Here is a 17929-nt window from a genome sequence, read left to right as displayed (position 1 = left end):
CTGTCAAGAGAGGGTTTCATGCTCGGCATCCAGAACCACCGCCTCACCGGCCCCGACGTGAGCTTTCGCCAGACGCCCAACGTCGGCGGCGCGCTCAAGCCCCGCTTCGTGCTGCTCCACTACACGGCCGGGCGCAACCTGGAGAGCTCGGTCGAGTCGCTGTGCACGAAGAAGCCCCAGGGCAATGCCTCGGCCCACCTCGTGCTAGGGCGCGACGGGCGCATCGTGCAACTGGCCGCCTTCAACGCCGTGACCTGGCATGCGGGTGCCAGCCAGTGGGGCGGCTTCGACGGCCTCAACCACCACGCCATCGGCATCGAGATGGACAACGCCGGCCTGCTGCATCTCGAGGGCGAGCGCTATGTGTCCTGGTTCGGCAAGACCTGCCCCGCAGACGAAGTCCATGTCGCCGAGCACCGCCATGGCGGCGGCCCGCGGCCCTGGCACGGATTCACCGAGGCGCAGATCGGCCGCGCGCTCGAACTGTGTGAACTGCTGGTGGCGCACTACGGCCTGGAGGACGTGCTCGGCCACGAGGACGTGGCGCGCGGGCGCAAGGTCGATCCGGGCCCTGCGTTCCCGCTGGCTGCCGTGCGCAGCCGCGCCCTGGGGCGAGGTGCCGATGTGATGCCGCGCCTGCTCGTCAACGCCAGCAGCCTGAACATCCGCAGCGGGCCGGGCGCGGAACATCCCAAGGTCGCGCCGGCATTGCGGCGCGGCGCCGAACTCGTGCTGCTCGAACCGCGAGACCGCTGGAGCCGGGTCGCCGTGGTCGGCGCCACCGACCTGGAAGGCTGGGTCTGCAACGACTTCGTTGTCCGCCTGCCGGCCACGCGAGCCGGCGCCGGGGCTCCCCCGCTCTCGCGCAGCCAGCGCGCTCTGGTGCCCGCACCGCGTCAGCGGGCCGCGACCACCACGGCCACACTGCGGCCGGCGCGCAAGAGCACGGCGAAAGAGGCCCGCGCATGAACGCACCCATCACCTTCATCGTGCGCGGCCAGCCGCAGCCGGTGGCACCCGCCACGCGCGGTGCCAGCGGCATCGCCGACGCCACATCCTCGTTCGGTGGCCGGCCCACTGTCACGCAGCGCGTCAGCGTGGGCGCACTGCGGGGCACCAGCGACGCCGTGCACGTGAGCGCGCGCCCCGGCCTCGACGCCGTGGTGCTGCACATCAGCAACGGCCCCTCGCTGATGCTGCACCCGGAAACCGCGCGCGACCTGATGCTGGCGCAGTCGGGCCTCACGCGCAGTGCCGCCACCAGCCGCTCGCGCGGCGGTGCGGCGCTGCCTGATGAGGTGAGCGTGCCCGCGCAACTCACCTGGCAAGGCCTGGAGCAGGCCGGCGCGGTCTCGCGCGGCGCGCCGCGCGGGCGCATGGGCGAAGTGCTGCTCTCGGCCATCGAAGTCGTCACCGGACTGCTCAAGGAACCGGCGGCGCGGCTCACGGCCGCGAAGATCGGCGCGCGCGTGGACGGCCAGGTCGACCCGGGCGTGTACCGTCTGCCGGCCGAGGCCTTTGCCGCGCCGCTCAAGGGGCAACCGAAACTGCAGCGGATTCCCCTGCCCGGACAGCGCGGAGACCCTGTGCTGGTGTTGCTGCACGGCACCTTCTCCAACACGCAGGGCACCTTCGGCAAGCTGTGGCAGGAGCACCCGCACAAGGTGCGCGAACTGTTCGCGCACTACGGCGGGCGCGTCTATGGCTGCGACCACCCTACCTTGCTGGCCAGCCCGATCGACAACGCGCTCATGCTCGCCAGGACCCTGCCCGATGGCGCGCGCGTGCACCTGCTGACCCACTCGCGCGGCGGCCTGGTGGCCGAGGTGCTGGCGCGGGTGTGCGCACGGCCCGAACTGACCGAGCACGCGCTCGCGCCGTTCAAAGCCCCGGCGCAGCGGGCGCAGCTGAGGGCACTGCGCGAGCTGGCCGCCGAGCTCAAGGGGCGCGACATCCGCATCGAACGGGTGGTGCGCGTGGCCTGCCCGGCGCGCGGCACGCTACTGGCCTCGAAGCGGCTCGACGCCTATGTGTCGGTGCTCAAGTGGTCGCTCGAACTCGCGGCCATTCCGGTGGCGCCGCTGCTGCTCGACTTCATCGCCGAGGTCGCCAGCCAGCGCACCGACCCGGCGCTGCTGCCCGGGCTGGAGGCGATGACGCCGCAAAGCCCGCTGGTGCAGTGGCTGCATGCAAGCGAGGGCGAAGGCGGCGGCCCACTGCCGGGGCAACTGCGCGTGGTGGCGGGCGACATCCAGGGCGACTCCATCATGTCCTGGGTCAAGACCCTGCTGGCCGACGCGTTCTACTGGACCGACAACGACCTCGTGGTGCAGACCCGCTCCATGTACGGCGGCACGCCGCGCGCGCCGGCCGGCGGGCATGCGGCAGCCACCTTCGTGCTCGAGCGCGGCGGCAAGGTCACGCACTTTGCCTACTTCAGCCATCCGCGCACGGCCGAGGCCATCTGCAGCGCGCTGCTGGAGGAATCGCCTGCGGGCTTCCGCCCCATCGGCCCGATGTCCTGGGCCGGCAGCACCAGCGACGGCCTTCGCGGCCGCCTGCGCGGAGACACCGGGGCACCGGCGGCCGACCGGCCTGCTGTGATCCTGTTGCCCGGCATTCTCGGCAGCCACCTCAGCGTCGACGGCAAGCGGATCTGGCTGAGCATGCGCATCCTCGGCGGGCTGAGCCGGCTGACCTACCGGGAGGGCGCCAGCAACGTGCAGCCCGATGGCCCGATCGGCATGGTCTACGACGACCTGGCCGAATTCCTCGCGGCCACGCACCAGGTGATCGAGTTCTCCTTTGACTGGCGCCGCCCGATCGAAGAAGAAGCGGGGCGCCTGGCCGGCGTGATCGACCAGGCCCTGAGCGCGCGCGCCACCACCGGCCAGCCGGTGCACCTGCTGGCGCACTCCATGGGCGGTGTGGTCGCGCGAACGGTGCAGCTCGAACGCCCCGACGTGTGGCAGCGCTGGCTGGAACGCCCGGGTTCGCGCCTGCTGATGCTGGGCACGCCCAATGGGGGCTCCTATGCGCCCATGCAGGTGCTCACGGGCGACGACCGCATGGGCAACGCGCTCTCGTCGTTCGGACTGCCGTTCCAGGACCACAAGGCGCGCAGCCTGATGGCGGCCATGCCGGGCCTGATCCAGTTGCAGGCCGGTCTGCTCGACCCGGCCACGGGCCTGGGCCAGAGCTCACGCTGGCAGGCGCTGGCCGATCAGGACGCGCAGGCGCTGGAACAGGCCAACTTCTGGCACGGCGCGGAGGGCCAGCAGGCCATCTACCGCTGGGGCATTCCCTCGCAGGCCGTGCTCGACCGCGCCATCGCGCTGCGCCAGCGGCTCGATCGCCAGCGCGACGAGGCCCTGGCCGCTTTCCGCGACCGGCTGGTGATGGTGGTGGGCCATGCGCGGTCCACCCCGGCGGGTTTCGAGTTCGATGCGCGCGAGGGCCTGGTCTACCTGAACCAGCCCGAGGGCGGCGACGGGCGGGTCACGCTCTCCAGCGCCCTGCTGCCAGGTGTGCGCGCCTGGAAGGTCGACTGCTCGCACGGCGACCTGCCCGACGCAGAGCAGGCCTTCGAGGCCTACCTCGAACTGCTGCAGCACGGTGACACGCAGCGGTTGCCCATGGTGGCCGAGACGCCCGCCACGCGCGGCGCTGGAGCACGTGCCGAGGCGCCTGCGCTGGTGCGCAGCCGGCCATCGCGCCAGCGCGGGCTGCCCGGCGAACCCCCAGCCGACGCGGCCGAACTGTTCGGGCTCCCTGAGGAAATCCCGACCGGGGACGCACCCACACACAGCGCCCTGCGCATCAGCGTGCACAACGGCAACCTCAAGTTCATCAGCCATCCCCTGCTGGTGGGCCATTACGTCGCCTCCGCGCTCACGGGCACCGAAGGCGTGGTGGACCACTTCATCGGTGGCGCCATGTCGGCCTCGCTGACCGCCGGCCTGTACCCCGAGGCACCCGGCACGCACCAGATCTTCACCAACAACCGGCAGGATCCCGACAGCCCGCTGGCCCTGCCCAGGCCGCCGCACGTGGTCGTGGCCGGCCTGGGCGAGGAAGGCAAGCTGCGCAGCCTCTCCCTCACGGCGACCGTGCGCCAGGCCACGCTGGCCTGGGCCCAGCGGGTGGCCGAGACGCCGGGCCAGGGCACGGCCCGGTTCGAGCTGGCCGCCACGCTCATCGGCAGCGGTGGCAGCGGCATCAGCGTGACGGCCTCGGCGCAGGCCGTGGCGCAGGGCGTGCGCGAAGCCAACCAGAAGCTCGCGGCCGGTGGCTGGCCCCAAGTGGGCCACCTGCGCCTGATCGAGCTCTACCTGAGCCGTGCCACCGAGGCCTGGAGCGCCCTGCGACTGCTCGCGCAGGCCGCACCCGAACACTTCGCGCTCACGCCCACCGTCGTCTCGGGCATCGGTGCGCTGCGCCGCCCGCTCGACAGCGGCTACCGCGGCACCGCCTACGACTTCATCAGCGCCGTCACCGAAACCGACGAGGCCGGAGAACCCAGCATCGTCTACACGCTGGACACGCAGCGCGCGCGCGCCGAGGTGCGCGCGCAGGCCACGCAGGCCCAGCTGGTCGGCGAACTGGTGCGCCGCGCCTCGAATGACGCCAACCGGGACCCGCAGATCGGGCGCACCCTGTTCCAGCTGCTGGTGCCGGTGGAGATGGAGGCCAGTCTGGGCGACACCAGCGAACTGCTGCTCGAACTCGACGACGGCACCGCCGCCATTCCCTGGGAGCTGCTGGACGCGCCGCACGACGGACGCGGTGGACCGCGGGCGCCCTGGGCCATCCGCAACAAGCTGCTGCGCCGCCTGCGCACGGTGGAGTTCCGCAGCCAGGTCAGCGACGCCCGGCGGGAGGACGCGGTGCTGGTGATCGGCGAGCCGCGCTGCGATCCGGCGCTCTACCCGCCGCTGCCAGCGGCCCGCGCCGAGGCCGAGGCGGTGCGCGACGCGCTGCGCGCGGTGCTCGACGGCGAGCGCATCAACGCGCTGATCGCACCCGACGAAGGCCTGGGGCCGGACGCGGCCGCCGTCACCACCGCCCTGCTCGCCCGGCGCTACCGCATCGTGCACATCGCCGGCCACGGCGAACCCGAGCTGGAGCGACCCGGCCTGCCGCCACTGCTGCGCGGCGTCGTGCTCAGCGACAACACCTTCCTGGGACCGCGCGAGGTGCAGGCCATGCGCGTCGTGCCCGAGCTGGTGTTCCTCAACTGCTGCCACCTCGCGGCCGATCCCGGCAAGCTGCTGCGGCACGGCTACGACCGCGCGCGCTTCGCCGCCGGGGTGGCCAAGCAACTCATCCGCGTCGGTGTGCGCTGTGTCGTGGCCGCCGGCTGGGCGGTGGAAGACGACGCGGCCAACCAGTTTGCCGCCGCGTTCTACAAGGCGTTGCTCTCGGGTCAACGCTTCATGGACGCGGTGCAGGCTGCACGCGTGGCGGCCTACGCCGCAAACCCCGGCGGCAACACCTGGGCCGCCTACCAGTGCTATGGCGACCCGGAATGGGTCTGGCAGCGCGACGAGGCCGACCGGCGCCGCACCCCGGCCCCGCTTTCGCAGGTCTATGCCGGCATCGCCTCGCCCGTGGCGCTGGCGCTGGCGCTTGAGACGCTGGCGGTGCAAAGCGCGACGCAGGGCGCTGCCCCAGAGGGCCAGCGCGAGCGGATCCGCTACCTGCAAGCCCGCTTCGAGGCCGACTGGGGTGGCATGGGCGCGGTGGCCGAGGCCTTTGGCGTGGCCTGTGCGGCGGCCCACGACATCGAGCACGCGCTGCAGTGGTACCGCCGCGCCGTGGCCGCCAACGACGGCAGTGCATCCGTCAAGGCCAGCGAGCAACTCGCCAACCTGATGGCGCGCCACGCCTGGGAACGCGCCGACGTGGCCTGGCGCGCGCAAGCCGATCCCGCGCAGCTCGAAGCCCTGCTGGCGCTGGGCCGCGACGACATCGGGCACGCGCTGCGCACGCTGGAGGCACTGGTGGCCGTGGCGCCCACGGTGGAACGCGAAAGCCTGCTCGGTTCGGCCTGCAAACGCCTGGCCCTGCTCGAAGGCCTGGCGCGGCAGGACGGTGCCCGGCGACAGGCCGCCGCCCGCATGGCAGAGCACTACGCCCGCGCCGAGGCCCTGGCGCTGCAGGCCGGCCTGAGCGACGCCTTCTACCCCGCGCTCAACCTGCTCGCGGCCGAACTCGTGGCGCACGGCAACTCACCGCGCTGGCCGGGCTTCGATGCCGAACGCCTGCGGCGCGTGCGCGAGAACCTGGAGCGCAAACGCCGCGACGACCCCGACTTCTGGAGCGTGGCGGGCCTGCCCGAACTCGGCGTGTACGAAGCGCTGGCCGCGCGCAACCTGCACACGCAGCTGCCCGGACTGCTGGCGGCCTACGAGGAATTGCACCGGCGCGCGGGCACACCCTGGATGTGGGCCTCGGTGGCCGATCAGCTCGACTTCGTGCTGTCGCAGCAAGTCTCTGGCGGCAGCGCGCATGCCAGGGCTGCGCAGGAACTGCAGCGGCGGCTGCACCAGTACGCAAGGCGCCTGGATCCGCCCGGCAGCGCCCCCGCGGGGCCATGAGCCGCATCTTCATCAGCTACCGGTCGTCCGACGGCAAGAAGGACGCAGACCGCCTCTGCGCGGACCTGAGCCGGCTCTACGGCGATGACCAGGTGTTCTTCGACAAGCAGGACCTGCGCGGCGGCACGGCGTGGCGCAGTGCCATCGTGGCCGCGCTCGGTGGCAAACCGGTGGTGCTGCTCCTGTTCACGCCCGACCTGCTGGGCATGCAGCACCCCGAGGGCGGGCGGCGCATCGACCACGAGGACGACCCGATTCGCAACGAGGTGCTGAGCGCGCGCCAGCACGGCGCGCTCATCGTGCCGCTGTTCACCGAGGGCATGGTGGCACCGACCGGCGCCGAACTGCCCGAGCCGCTGCGCTTCCTGAAGGACGCGCACGGACTGAAACTGCGCACAGAAGACTGGGCCACCGATCTCGCGAAAATCGTGTCCGACCTGCGAGGCCACGGCATCGCGCCGCGCGACGACCTCAACGGTGCCGCTGTGCCACGGCGCACGTTCACCCAGCGCGTACAGCGCGGCCTGATGTGGGTGGGGGCCTTCTTCGTGTCGCTGTTCGTGCTCGGCCTGCTCGTGTCGGCCTTCGAGGACGATGACGAACCCGCTTCGACACTGGCGTCGGACGCTGCCACGGCCGAAGCCCTGTTCAGGGCGCTGCAGGCGATCGCGCCGCCCGCCGGCCCGGTGGCGACACCGCGGTTGCCGGCCCCGCCCGACATCGCCGGCCTGTGGTGGTCAATCGACCCCGAGAACCGGCGCCTGCGCGTGCTGTTCACGGTGGTGGGCACGACGGTGGAACTGCAGACCGACCCCTTCCCCGTGAGCTGGTACCCCAACTGGCAAGCCTATGCCCAGGGTGTGCGCAGCCAGGGACTGGTGGTCAACGAGGTGCGTTACGTGGGCAGCGGCGTGCTGAGCCACGTGATGGGCGTGCCGCGCATCGAGGTGCCGTACCGGGCCGTCACCGGCGACGGCCGCGGCCCGCTGGACACCGGCAGCGTGGTGCTCGACGCCAGTGCCGACGGCCGCGAACTCACCGGCCAGCTCTGGAGCAATGGCGAACAGGCCGGGACACCGCTGCGCCTGGTGCGCAGCCCATGAACTTTGCGCTCAGGCCGCGACGGCTTCGGCTTCCACCACCGGCTGGCGGATCAGGTAATCGAAGGCGCTGAGCGCGGCCTTGGATCCGTCGCCCGCGGCAATCACGATCTGCTTGTACGGCACCGTGGTGCAGTCGCCGGCGGCGAACACGCCCTCCACACTGGTGTGGCCCCTGGCATCGACTTCGATCTCGCCAAAGCGGCTCAGCGCAACCGTGCCTTTGAGGAACTCGGTGTTGGGCACCAGGCCGATCTGCACGAACACGCCTTCGAGCTCGACGTGCTGTGCTTCGCCGCTCACGCGGTCCTTGTAGCCCAGGCCATTGACCTTGCCGTTGGCGCCGGTGATCTCGGTGGTCTGCGCGTTCACATGGATGCTCACGTTGGGCAGGCTCTTGAGCCTGCTGACCAGCACCGCATCGGCCTTGAGGGCGTCGGCGAATTCGATCAGCGTCACATGTTGCACGATGCCGGCCAGGTCGATCGCGGCCTCCACGCCCGAGTTGCCACCACCGATCACCGCCACGCGCTTGCCCTTGAACAGGGGGCCGTCGCAGTGCGGGCAGTAGGCCACGCCCTTGTTGCGGTACTCGGCCTCGCCCGGCACGTTCACGTTGCGCCAGCGCGCACCGGTGGACAGGATCACGCTGCGCGCGCTCAACGTGGCGCCGTTGGCCAGCTGCACCTGCACCAGCCCTCCCGGCTCGCTGGCCGGGATGAGTTTTTCGGCGCGCTGCAGGTTCATGATGTCCACGTCGTAGTGGCGCACCTGCGCCTCGAGCGCGGCGGCAAACTTCGGGCCGTCGGTCTCGAGCACGCTGATGTAGTTCTCGATCGCCATGGTGTCGTTGACCTGGCCACCGAAACGCTCGGCGGCCACGCCCACGCGGATGCCCTTGCGCGCGGCGTACACCGCCGCGGCCGCACCGGCAGGGCCGCCACCGACGATGAGCACGTCGAACGGGTCCTTCGCGTCGAGCTTCGCGGCTTCACGCGCATCGGCGTTCACGTCCAGTCTGGCGACGATTTCTTCGGCCGTCATGCGGCCCGAGCCGAACACCTCACCGTTGAGGAAGACAATGGGCACGGCCATGATCTCGCGGGCGTTCACCTCGTCCTGGAAGGCCCCGCCTTCGATGACGGTGGTCTTGATCTTCGGGTTCAGGATCGCCATCAGGCTCAGGGCCTGCACCACGTCCGGGCAGTTGTGGCAGGTCAGGGACATGAAGACTTCGAAGTTGAAGTCACCATCCAGGGCCTGGATCTGTTCGATCAGGTCCTGTTCCACCTTGGGTGGATGGCCACCCGTCCACAGCAGCGCCAGCACCAGCGAAGTGAATTCGTGGCCCAGCGGCAGGCCGGCAAAACGCAGCGCGGCCTCGCTGCCGGCGCGCTGGAGGGTGAACGAGGGCCGGCGCGCGTCCTGGCCATCGGTGCGCAGCGTGATCTTGTCACTGCGCAGGCCTTGAATGGTATCGAGCAGTTCGCGCGTTTCACGGGAGCTCTCGGAGTCGCTCAGCGAGGCAACGATCTCGAAGGGTTGCGTCACGCGCTCCAGGTAAGCGCCGAGTTGGGCCTTGAGGGTGTCGTCCAGCATGACTGTTTCCTTTTCTACAAGCGACTTCGGGAGCCGGCCACCTGCTGCACGTCGGCAGGCGGCCAGGGAGGGGCCCGCGGGTCTCGTGGACCCGCGGGCATTTCAGCATCGAACGGGGTCGATCAGATCTTGCCGACCAGGTCCAGCGACGGGGCGATGGTCTTGGCGCCTTCGTTCCACTTGGCCGGGCAGACCTGGCCGGGGTTCTTGGCCACGTACTGCGCGGCCTTGAGCTTGCGCAGGGTTTCCTTGACGTCGCGGGCGATCGCGTTGTCGTGGATCTCGGCGGTCTTGATCACGCCATCGGGGTTGACGATGAAGGTGCCGCGCAGCGCCAGGCCTTCTTCCTCGATGTGCACGTCGAAGGCACGGGTCAGCTGGTGCGTGGGGTCGCCGATCAGCGGGAACTTGGCCTTGCCCACGGCGGGCGAGGTCTCGTGCCACACCTTGTGCGAGAAGTGGGTGTCGGTCGTGACGATGTAGACCTCGGCGCCGGCCTTCTGGAACTCGGCGTAGTTGTCGGCCGCGTCTTCCACTTCGGTCGGGCAGTTGAAGGTGAATGCGGCGGGCATGAAGATCAGCACCGACCATTCGCCACGCAGGCTGGCGTCGGACACGGGCACGAACTTGCCGTTGTGGAAGGCGGTCGCGGCGAAGGGTTTGACGGTGGTGTTGATAAGGGACATGGTTTTCCTTGGTGGAGTTGAAAAAAGAGGGGCTTCGGGAGGAAGCGATGGGCAAACTATAGGCACTCTCTATCGATGTGTCGAATTGATAGCGCCAATGTGCATCATAGCTTTTGTTGCTGTGCAGCATGCCCGTGCACCACGACAAGCCCGTGCAAACGCATCTTTTCGCTATGAATTTTTACAATTTAATGCGAATCGTTCTTGTTTGATTTATGATCACGGGCTCCAGCCAGCCAGGCGCTTCGTGCGTTGCAGCCAGCCGAAAACCTCTGTTTAAAGCCCGTTGCCACCATGTCCCAACGCAAGAAGAACGCCAAGCACCCTGTCCGGACCCTGCCCCGATCCCATGTACCCGCCCTCAAAGCCAGCCCGAACACCTTGTTGCCTTTGGGCGCGATGCTGCTGGCCGGCTCCATGAGCGCCGGGGCACAGACGGTACCAGCCGGACCTGCCAACACGTTGCCCACGGTGGAAGTGCGTGATCAGGCCGAGGTGCCGCAAACCAAGAACACCTTGCGGACCAGGGAAACCGGTATCGGCAAAGGCAATCAGGCCCTGCGAGACATCCCGCAGTCGGTCACGGTGATGACCGAGCGACTGATCGATGACCGCAACCTTGATGACTTCCGCGAGGTGCTGCGCACCACTGCCGGCGTGACCTTCCAGGCCGGCGAGACCGGCGAGGAAGACGTTCGCCTGCGCGGTTTCTCACTCGGTCAGGCCGGCGACATCTATACAGACGGCATCCGCGACGGCGCGCTCTACGAGCGTGACACCTTCAACAACGACCGCGTGGAAGTGCTCAAGGGCTCGGCATCCATGCTGTTCGGCAAGGGCTCCACGGGAGGCGTGGTCAACCAGGTCAGCAAGCAACCATTCCTGCTGGATCAGCACGAGGTCGACTACACCATCGGAACCGGCAACGAGCACCGCGTCACGGGCGACTTCAACTTCATGCTCAGCGAGGACTCGGCCCTGCGGCTCAATGCCATGCTCCATGAAGCCGACAACGACGGCGCCGAGGTGAGCAAGCGCGGCATCGCACCCACCTACCGCTGGGGCATCGGCACCCGCAACGAGTTTTCGGTCGGGCTGTATCACCTCGAATCCGAGGGCCGCCCGCTGTACAACCACCCCTGGTTCATCCAGAACGGCGTGATCGTGCCGACGCTGCCCGCCGGGAACTACTACGGGTTGGCCAGCGACCACCTTGACACCTCGGCAGACTACCTGACCTTCAGCCACACACATCGCTTCGACCGACAGAACTCGCTCACCACCCGGGTACGCCATGGGCGCTACGAGCGCGATCTCTGGGCCAGCGTGATCCGCTTTGGCACCACCAACGGTGCGCCCACCACGATCGACAACCTGGGGCCGGAAACCCTGCTCAGCCGCACCGCCAAGGGCCGTATCGGGATCAGCGAAACGACACAGGTGCAGAGCGACTACGTCGGCACCTTCACGGGTTGGGGCATGAAGCATGACCTGCTCGCCGGTCTGGACCTCTACAAGGAAAGCGCTCGCCGGGCCAACAACTTCTCGGGTGGCAACAGTGGCCTGGGCACCACGGTGGGCACACCCAATGACGGCGCTTCGCGAGAAGACACGCGGGGCGCGCCGCCGTTCAACACCTTCGACGCGCGCGACGTCGGCCTGTATGTGCAGGACACACTGCATCTGAACGCGAACGTCAAGCTCATCGGTGGCCTGCGCTACGACCGCTTCAGCGCGTCTTACCTCACCAATGCAGGCGTGGCCAGCGACGTCTCGGAGAACCTCTGGAGCCCCCGCCTGGGCGCCATTTTCCAGCCCGACGAGAACTCGTCGTACTACGTCTCGTTCGGCACCTCGTACAACACCTCGGGTGACACCTACCAGTTCACCCCGGGCAGCCCGAACACCCGGGACGCGAACACACCCGCAGAGAAAAGCCGCAACCTGGAGATTGGGGGCAAGTTCGAGTTGTTCGAGCAACGCGCTTCATTGGGTGCGGCTTTGTTCTACTCGGAGAAGTACAACGAGCGCAACACCGACCCGGACACCGCCAGCATGCAGCAACTGCTGTCGGGCAAACGCCATGCGGCCGGCATGGAGTTCAACCTGGCCGGCCGCATCACGCCGAAGTGGGAAATCTTCTACAACCACACCTGGATTCCCTCCGCGAAGATCGACAAGAGCAACGTGGCGCTCAATGCCGCGGGCACCGGTGCGCAAGTGCAGGGAGACCGCCCAGGCCTGACGCCCAAACACAGCGCCAGCCTGTGGACCACCTACAAGGTCACGCCCCAGTTGCGCGTCGGCGGCGGCTTGACCTACCGGGGAAAGCAGAACCCGGAAGGCGCGCGCCATGTGCTGGCCGACAGCTTCACCACCTTCGATGCCATGGCCGAGTACGCGATCAATGACACCACCATGCTCAAACTGAACGTCACCAACCTGACGGACGAGCTCTACGCCGACGCGCTGTACCGTGGCTTCTATGCTCCCGGCGCGGCCCGTGCCGTGCAGCTCACGCTGAAGAAGCTGTTCTGATCCACCGACGTCCGCACTGCCACACCATGCTCATGCATCTGAAGAACATCCTCCAGCCGGAGGAAGTCGCCGAAGCGAGATCGCTGCTGGGCGATCAGGCAGCATGGATCGATGGCCGCAGCAGTGCGGGCTCCCAGGCGCAATCGCGCAAGAACAACGAGCAGCTGGCGCAGGACAGCGCGGGCTCCCGCACCTTGCAGGAGCTGGTTCGCGCCGCGCTGCGCCGGGATCCGCTGTTCTTCTCCGCGGCGCTGCCGCGCAAGATATTCAATCCGCTGTTCAACCGGTACAGCGGCGAATCCAACGCCTATGGCAGTCACGTCGACGGCGCCGTGCTCCACTCCAGGTCCACCGACGAATGGGTCCGCAGCGACGTCTCGTGCACGCTCTTCCTGAGCGATCCCGCCAGCTACGACGGGGGCGAACTGGTGGTACAGGACGCCATGGGTGAACAACGCATCAAGTTGCCCGCGGGCGATCTGGTGATGTACCCCGGAACCCGAGTGCACAGAGTCGAGCCAGTGACCCGTGGCGCACGGCTCGCCTGCTTCTTCTGGGTGGAGAGCATGGTCCGCAGCGAGGAGCACCGTCGCCTGCTGTTCGACCTCGACATGAACCTGCTCGCGCTGCGCCAGCGCCATGGCGAAACGCCCGAAACCACGGCCCTTACCGGCACGTACCACAACCTGCTGCGGCTGTGGGCCAATACATGACGCGGGACCCTGCGCGCGCCGCTCCGGCCACGCTGCCCGAAGGCGTGGTGAGTCTGGCCGACCACGAGCGCCACAGCGCGCTGCTGCTCGACGAGGCGGCGCAGGCCTACTTCAACGGCGGTGCGGCCGACGAGATCACGCTGCGCGCCAACATCGCGGCGTGGCAGCGCGTCGAGTTGCTGCCCCGCGTGATGCGCCGGCTGGAAGGCGGTCACACCCGCGTCGATCTGCTGGGGCGCACCCTGGCACACCCCATTCTGGTCGCGCCCATGGCCTACCAGCGGCTGGCGCACCCGCAGGGCGAACAGGCCACCGCGCTGGCCGCGGCAACCTTGGGCGCGGGTCTGGTGCTGAGCACGCAGGCCACCGCACTGCTCGAGGACGTGGCGCGGCTCGTCCTGCCCGAGCCCATGCGGGGACCTCTGTGGTTTCAGCTCTATCTGTTGCCGGACAGAGCCTTCATGCGCGAGCTGATCCACCGCGTAGAGGCGGCCGGTTTCGAGGCGCTGGTGCTGACGGTGGACGCGCCGGTGCAGGGCGCGCGCGACCGCGAGCGTCGTGCGGGCTTTCGCCGCCCGGCCGACGTCACTGCTGTCAACCTCGCCGCTCGCCTCGCACCGAAGCCGTTGGTGCTGCAATCCGGCCAGAGCGCCCTCTTCGACGACCTGCTGACCCATGCGCCCACCTGGGACGACCTGGGCTGGCTGCGCTCCATCACGCACCTGCCCATCCTGCTCAAGGGCGTGGTCCATCCGGACGACGGGCGCGAGGCAGTGGCACAGGGAGCGGCCGGCCTGATCGTCTCCAACCACGGCGGCCGCACGCTCGACACGATGCCCGCCACGGCCACCCTGCTGCCGCCCATGGTGCAGGCGGTGCAGGGTGCCGTGCCGGTGCTGGTGGATGGTGGCATTCGCCGCGGCACCGACGTGCTCAAGGCGGTCGCGCTGGGTGCTTCGGCGGTGCTGGTGGGCCGCCCGGTGCTGCACGGACTCGCCAACGCAGGCGCCGTGGGCGTGGCGCATGTGCTGCGCCTGCTGCGCGACGAGCTCGAGATCGCCATGGCACTGAGCGGCTGCCGCACGCTTGCCGACGCGCCGGGTGCGCTCGCGCCCGTCGGGCGCTGAACCGCCACCCCCGGAGGCGAGCGCCGACCGGTTCAGGACAGCGGCGGCGGCTCGACCCAATCGCCGCCCAGGGCCTTGTACAGGTCCAGGGCGGCCGTCAGGCGCGACAGGCTCTGCGTTGACAGCGCATCGAGCGCGGCGAACAGCGTGCGCTGCGCGTCCAGCACGGACAGCAGGTCGCCGCTGCCCTCGCGGTAGCGCAGTTCGGCGAGCTGCAGCGAGCGCCGCGCCTGCGCCACCACCTCGCGCTGCAGGGCTTCCTGCCGCTGGCTGCGCTCGATGCTGCCCAGGCCGTCATCGACTTCCTTGAGCGCGGTGCGGATGGCCTTGCCGTAGTTCTCGATCAGCACCACGCGCTGCGACTCGGTGCCGCGCACCTGCAGGCGCTGGCGTCCGCCGTCGAAGATCGCCTGCGCCAGCGACAGGCCCAGCGAGACGCTGCGCGTGGGGTCCGCCAGGCTCAGCAGCGCCGAGCTGCCCAGGCTGCCCGAGGCGGACAGCGACAGGCTGGGCAGCAGCGCCGCGCGCGCGGCCTCCACGTTGGCGTCGGCGGCGGCCAGCTGCGCCTCGGCCGAGGCCAGGTCGGGCCTGCGCGTGAGCAGCGTCGACGGCAGGCCGGCCGAGAGTTCGGGCACACGCAGCTGGGCGAAGTCGCCCGCCTCGGGCGCATAGCCCTGCGGCACGCGGCCCAGCAACAGGGCCAGCGCGGTGGCGGTCTGGCGCTGCTGCAGTTCCAGCGGGATGAGCGCAGTGCGCTGCGACAGCACCGTGGTGCGCTGCTGCGAGACCTCCAGCGCCGTGGCCACGCCGTTGCGCTGGCGCGCTTCGACAATGCGCAGCACGCGCTCGGCGATGGTCAGGTTCTCGCGTGCGATGCGCAGGCGCTCGGCCGTGTTGAGCCACAGGAAGTAATTGTTCGCCACGCTCGTGAGCAGGGTCAGGCGCGCGGCCTTCCAGTCGTACCGGCTGGCCTGGAACGAGGCCTCGCCCGCGCGCACGCCCGCCGCAATGCGGCCCCAGAGGTCGACCTCGTAGCTCACGGACAGCCCGGCGCTGCTCGATTCGCGCGAGGTGGCTGGCGTGCCCGGAGCGTCGGAGCGGCTGGCGCTGGTGCCCAGGCTGCCGCTGACCGACGGCAACCGGGCAATGCCGGCCTGCTGCAGGGCGATGTCGGCCTGGCGCATGCGCTCCACGGCGATTCGCAGGTCGGCGCTGCCGGCCTGGGCTTCATCGATCAGCCGCTCCAGCGGCGCCGAGCCGAACGACTGCCACCAGGCGGTGGAGAGCTGCGCGGCCTCGGTCGCTGGCGTGTCCGGCAACCAGGCCGGGGGCATTTCGACCACCGGCGCACGCGCCGGCTCGCGGGTGACGGCGCAGCCTTGCAGCAACAGCGCGCACGCCAGCGCCACCAGTTTCAGGGCCGCGGATGGAGCTTGCTTTTTCATCGGATTCATTCAGAAGACAGGGCCACCACCGGGTCCAGCCGCGCGGCCTTGCGCGCGGGCAGGTAGCCGAAGATCAGCCCGGTGGCGAAGGCGCAGCCAAAGGCCAGCACCACGGGCAGGACGGAGAACTGCACCGGCGTGCCGGTGGCGCCGATCACGCCGGCCACGCCCAGGCCGGTCGCGACACCGATGACGCCACCCAGCGCGGAGACCACCAGCGCTTCGATCAGGAACTGCTGCAGGATGTTGCGCATGCGCGCGCCGGTGGCCATGCGGATGCCGATCTCGCGGGTGCGCTCGGTCACGCTCACCAGCATGATGTTCATTACCCCGATGCCGCCCACCAGCAGCGAGATGGCGGCGATCGAACCGAGCAGGATGGTCAGGGTGTTCTGGGTCTCGGTGACCGAGTCGATGATGGACGCCATGTTGCGGATCTGGAAATCGATCACGCCATGACGCTCGGCCAGCAGCGACTCCACCGCCGACTGCGTCTCGTCGATGCGGCTCACGTCGTCCACCGCCACGGTCACGTTGCGCAGGAAACGCTGACCCGACAGGCGCAGCTGGCTCGTCGCGTACGGCACCATCACCACGTCGTCCTGGTCGTCCCCGTTGGGCGAGGCGCCGCGCGTGCCCATCACGCCGATCACCTGGAAGATCAGGTTGTTCACCAGGATGTACTGGCCCAGCGGCTCCTGCCCGTCGGGGAACAAGGCTCTGGCCACGGTCTGACCGAGCACCGCCACGGTGGCGTACTCCGACTCGTCCTCCTCGCTGAAGAAGGTGCCGCGCGCCACCGGCCACTGGCGCGCGATCGGGAACTTCGACGAGGTACCGCGCACGCTGCTGGCGTAGTCGGACTCGCCAAAGCGCAACGTGGCATTGCTGCTCTGCTCGGGCACGGCCGCGAGCACGTTGGGCACTTCCTTGTCGATCGCCTGCACGTCGGCCAGCACCAGTGTGGCGATGTTCTGGAAACCGCGCTGGTTGGGCGCGCCCGGACGCACCAGCAGCAGGTTGGAGCCCATGGCACTGATGCGATCGATCACCACCTGCTTGGCGCCGTCGCCGATGGCCAGCATGGCGATCACCGAGGCCACCCCGATCACGATGCCCAGCAGCGTGAGGATGGCGCGGAACACGTTGGCGCGCAGGGCGCGCACGGCGGTCCTGGTGGCCTCCACCACATCGCCCAGGTGCGAGATGCGCCCGGCGCGTGGCGTCCAGTCCCGCGCGGCCTGCGCCGCCGCGCCCTCGGGTGGGCGTGGCCCGGGATCGGACACGATCTCGCCGTCCTTGATCTCGATCACGCGGTGCGCGTGCGCGGCCACCTCGGCGGCGTGGGTGATCAGGATCACCGTGTGGCCCTGCTCGGCGAGCTGCTTGAGCAGCACCATCACGTCGGCACCGCTCTTGCTGTCAAGCGCGCCCGTCGGCTCGTCGGCCAGGATGACGCGGCCACCGTTCATCAGCGCGCGCGCGATCGACACGCGCTGCTGCTGGCCGCCCGAGAGCTGGTTGGGCCGGTGGTGCATGCGGTCACCCAGGCCGAGTGAGTCCAGCAACCCGGACGCGCGCGCGTGGCGCTCGGCCGGCGGTATGCCCGCGTAGATGGCGGGCACCTCCACGTTGTCGGTGGCCGTGCCGGTGGCGATGAGGTTGTAGCTCTGGAACACGAAGCCGAAGGCGTCGCGGCGCAGTTCGGCGAGCTCGTCGCGCTCGAGCTCGGACACGTCACGCCCCATGAAGCGGTAGCTGCCGGTGGTGGGCTTGTCCAGGCAGCCCAGGATGTTCATGAGTGTGGACTTGCCCGAACCCGAGGCGCCCATGATGGCCACCAGTTCGCCCGGGTAGATCTTCAGGTCGATGCCGTGCAACACCTCGACGGAGAGATCACCGTTGTGGTACGTCTTGGTGATGCCGACCAGTTCGATCAGCGGCACCCCGGCGGCGGTGGCCGCCGGCGCGGCGCGCAGCGCGACCGCGTCGGGCGGCGTGGGCAAACGGCTCATCGGCGCGCCCCGGCCGCCATACCGGCGGGCACAGGACCTGCACCACCCCGCTGCGGGTTGGTGCCGCGGCGCTGCGCCGATTCGTCTTCGCGCGTGCCGGCGATCAC

General features: G+C 69.5%; 10 protein-coding genes. 6 read left to right on the top strand and 4 right to left on the bottom strand.

All coding sequences use genetic code 11. The annotated features are described in order from the left end of the window. Positions 1 to 18: 18 nt before the first annotated feature. Genes K5880_RS16315 through K5880_RS16305 form a run of 3 tightly spaced genes read left to right on the top strand, consistent with a single transcriptional unit; the run spans position 19 to position 7702 of the window. Positions 19 to 969, top strand: a complete 951-nt coding sequence (locus K5880_RS16315; RefSeq protein ID WP_297654596.1) for an N-acetylmuramoyl-L-alanine amidase — start codon at positions 19 to 21, stop codon at positions 967 to 969. After that, positions 966 to 6599, top strand: coding sequence for a CHAT domain-containing protein (locus K5880_RS16310; protein WP_297654593.1), 5634 nt, complete (start codon positions 966 to 968; stop codon positions 6597 to 6599). Before K5880_RS16315 ends, K5880_RS16310 begins: the two co-directional genes overlap by 4 nt. After that, a complete protein-coding gene (locus K5880_RS16305) occupies positions 6596 to 7702 on the top strand; it encodes a toll/interleukin-1 receptor domain-containing protein (protein WP_297654591.1) in 1107 nt (368 codons plus the stop codon). The genes K5880_RS16310 and K5880_RS16305 overlap by 4 nt, the downstream gene beginning before the upstream one ends. Before the next feature lie 9 nt (positions 7703 to 7711). Here K5880_RS16305 and ahpF read toward each other — a convergent pair whose 3' ends face one another. Together ahpF and ahpC are read right to left on the bottom strand one after the other, a co-directional pair. After that, positions 7712 to 9298, bottom strand: a complete 1587-nt coding sequence (ahpF, locus tag K5880_RS16300) for an alkyl hydroperoxide reductase subunit F (RefSeq protein WP_297654588.1) — start codon at positions 9296 to 9298, stop codon at positions 7712 to 7714. Positions 9299 to 9420: 122 nt separating this feature from the next. After that, the gene (ahpC, locus tag K5880_RS16295; RefSeq protein WP_297654587.1) at positions 9421 to 9984 is read right to left on the bottom strand and encodes an alkyl hydroperoxide reductase subunit C; all 564 of its coding nucleotides are present in this window, start codon (positions 9982 to 9984) and stop codon (positions 9421 to 9423) included. A gap of 294 nt (positions 9985 to 10278) precedes the next feature. Between ahpC and K5880_RS16290 the strand changes: the two genes are divergently transcribed. From K5880_RS16290 to K5880_RS16280, 3 genes are read left to right on the top strand one after another with little or no spacing between them, the layout of a single operon-like run. Continuing rightward, complete coding sequence (locus K5880_RS16290) at positions 10279 to 12522, top strand: TonB-dependent siderophore receptor (RefSeq protein WP_297654583.1); 2244 nt, start codon at positions 10279 to 10281, stop codon at positions 12520 to 12522. A 26-nt stretch (positions 12523 to 12548) separates the two neighbouring features. Then, positions 12549 to 13235 (top strand): Fe2+-dependent dioxygenase, encoded by a 687-nt coding sequence (locus K5880_RS16285; RefSeq protein WP_297654581.1) that lies wholly within the window; start codon positions 12549 to 12551, stop codon positions 13233 to 13235. Next, positions 13232 to 14362 carry an alpha-hydroxy acid oxidase gene (locus tag K5880_RS16280; RefSeq protein WP_297654578.1) on the top strand — a complete coding sequence of 377 codons (1131 nt, stop codon included), beginning with the start codon at positions 13232 to 13234 and terminating at the stop codon, positions 14360 to 14362. Before K5880_RS16285 ends, K5880_RS16280 begins: the two co-directional genes overlap by 4 nt. 32 nt (positions 14363 to 14394) lie before the next feature. On the opposite strand, the gene K5880_RS16275 is transcribed toward K5880_RS16280, so the two are convergent. Together K5880_RS16275 and K5880_RS16270 are read right to left on the bottom strand one after the other, a co-directional pair. Next, on the bottom strand, positions 14395 to 15807 hold the full coding sequence (locus K5880_RS16275; protein ID WP_297654575.1) for an efflux transporter outer membrane subunit: 1413 nt from the start codon (positions 15805 to 15807) through the stop codon (positions 14395 to 14397). Positions 15808 to 15812: 5 nt separating this feature from the next. Continuing rightward, entirely contained in the window at positions 15813 to 17822 is a 2010-nt protein-coding gene (locus K5880_RS16270; RefSeq protein WP_297654573.1) for a MacB family efflux pump subunit, read from the bottom strand. Positions 17823 to 17929 lie beyond the last annotated feature (107 nt).

This window comes from Hydrogenophaga sp. (assembly GCF_025699295.1).
Lineage (GTDB): Bacteria > Pseudomonadota > Gammaproteobacteria > Burkholderiales > Burkholderiaceae_C > Hydrogenophaga.
This window is presented reverse-complemented; position numbering and strand designations above follow the sequence as displayed.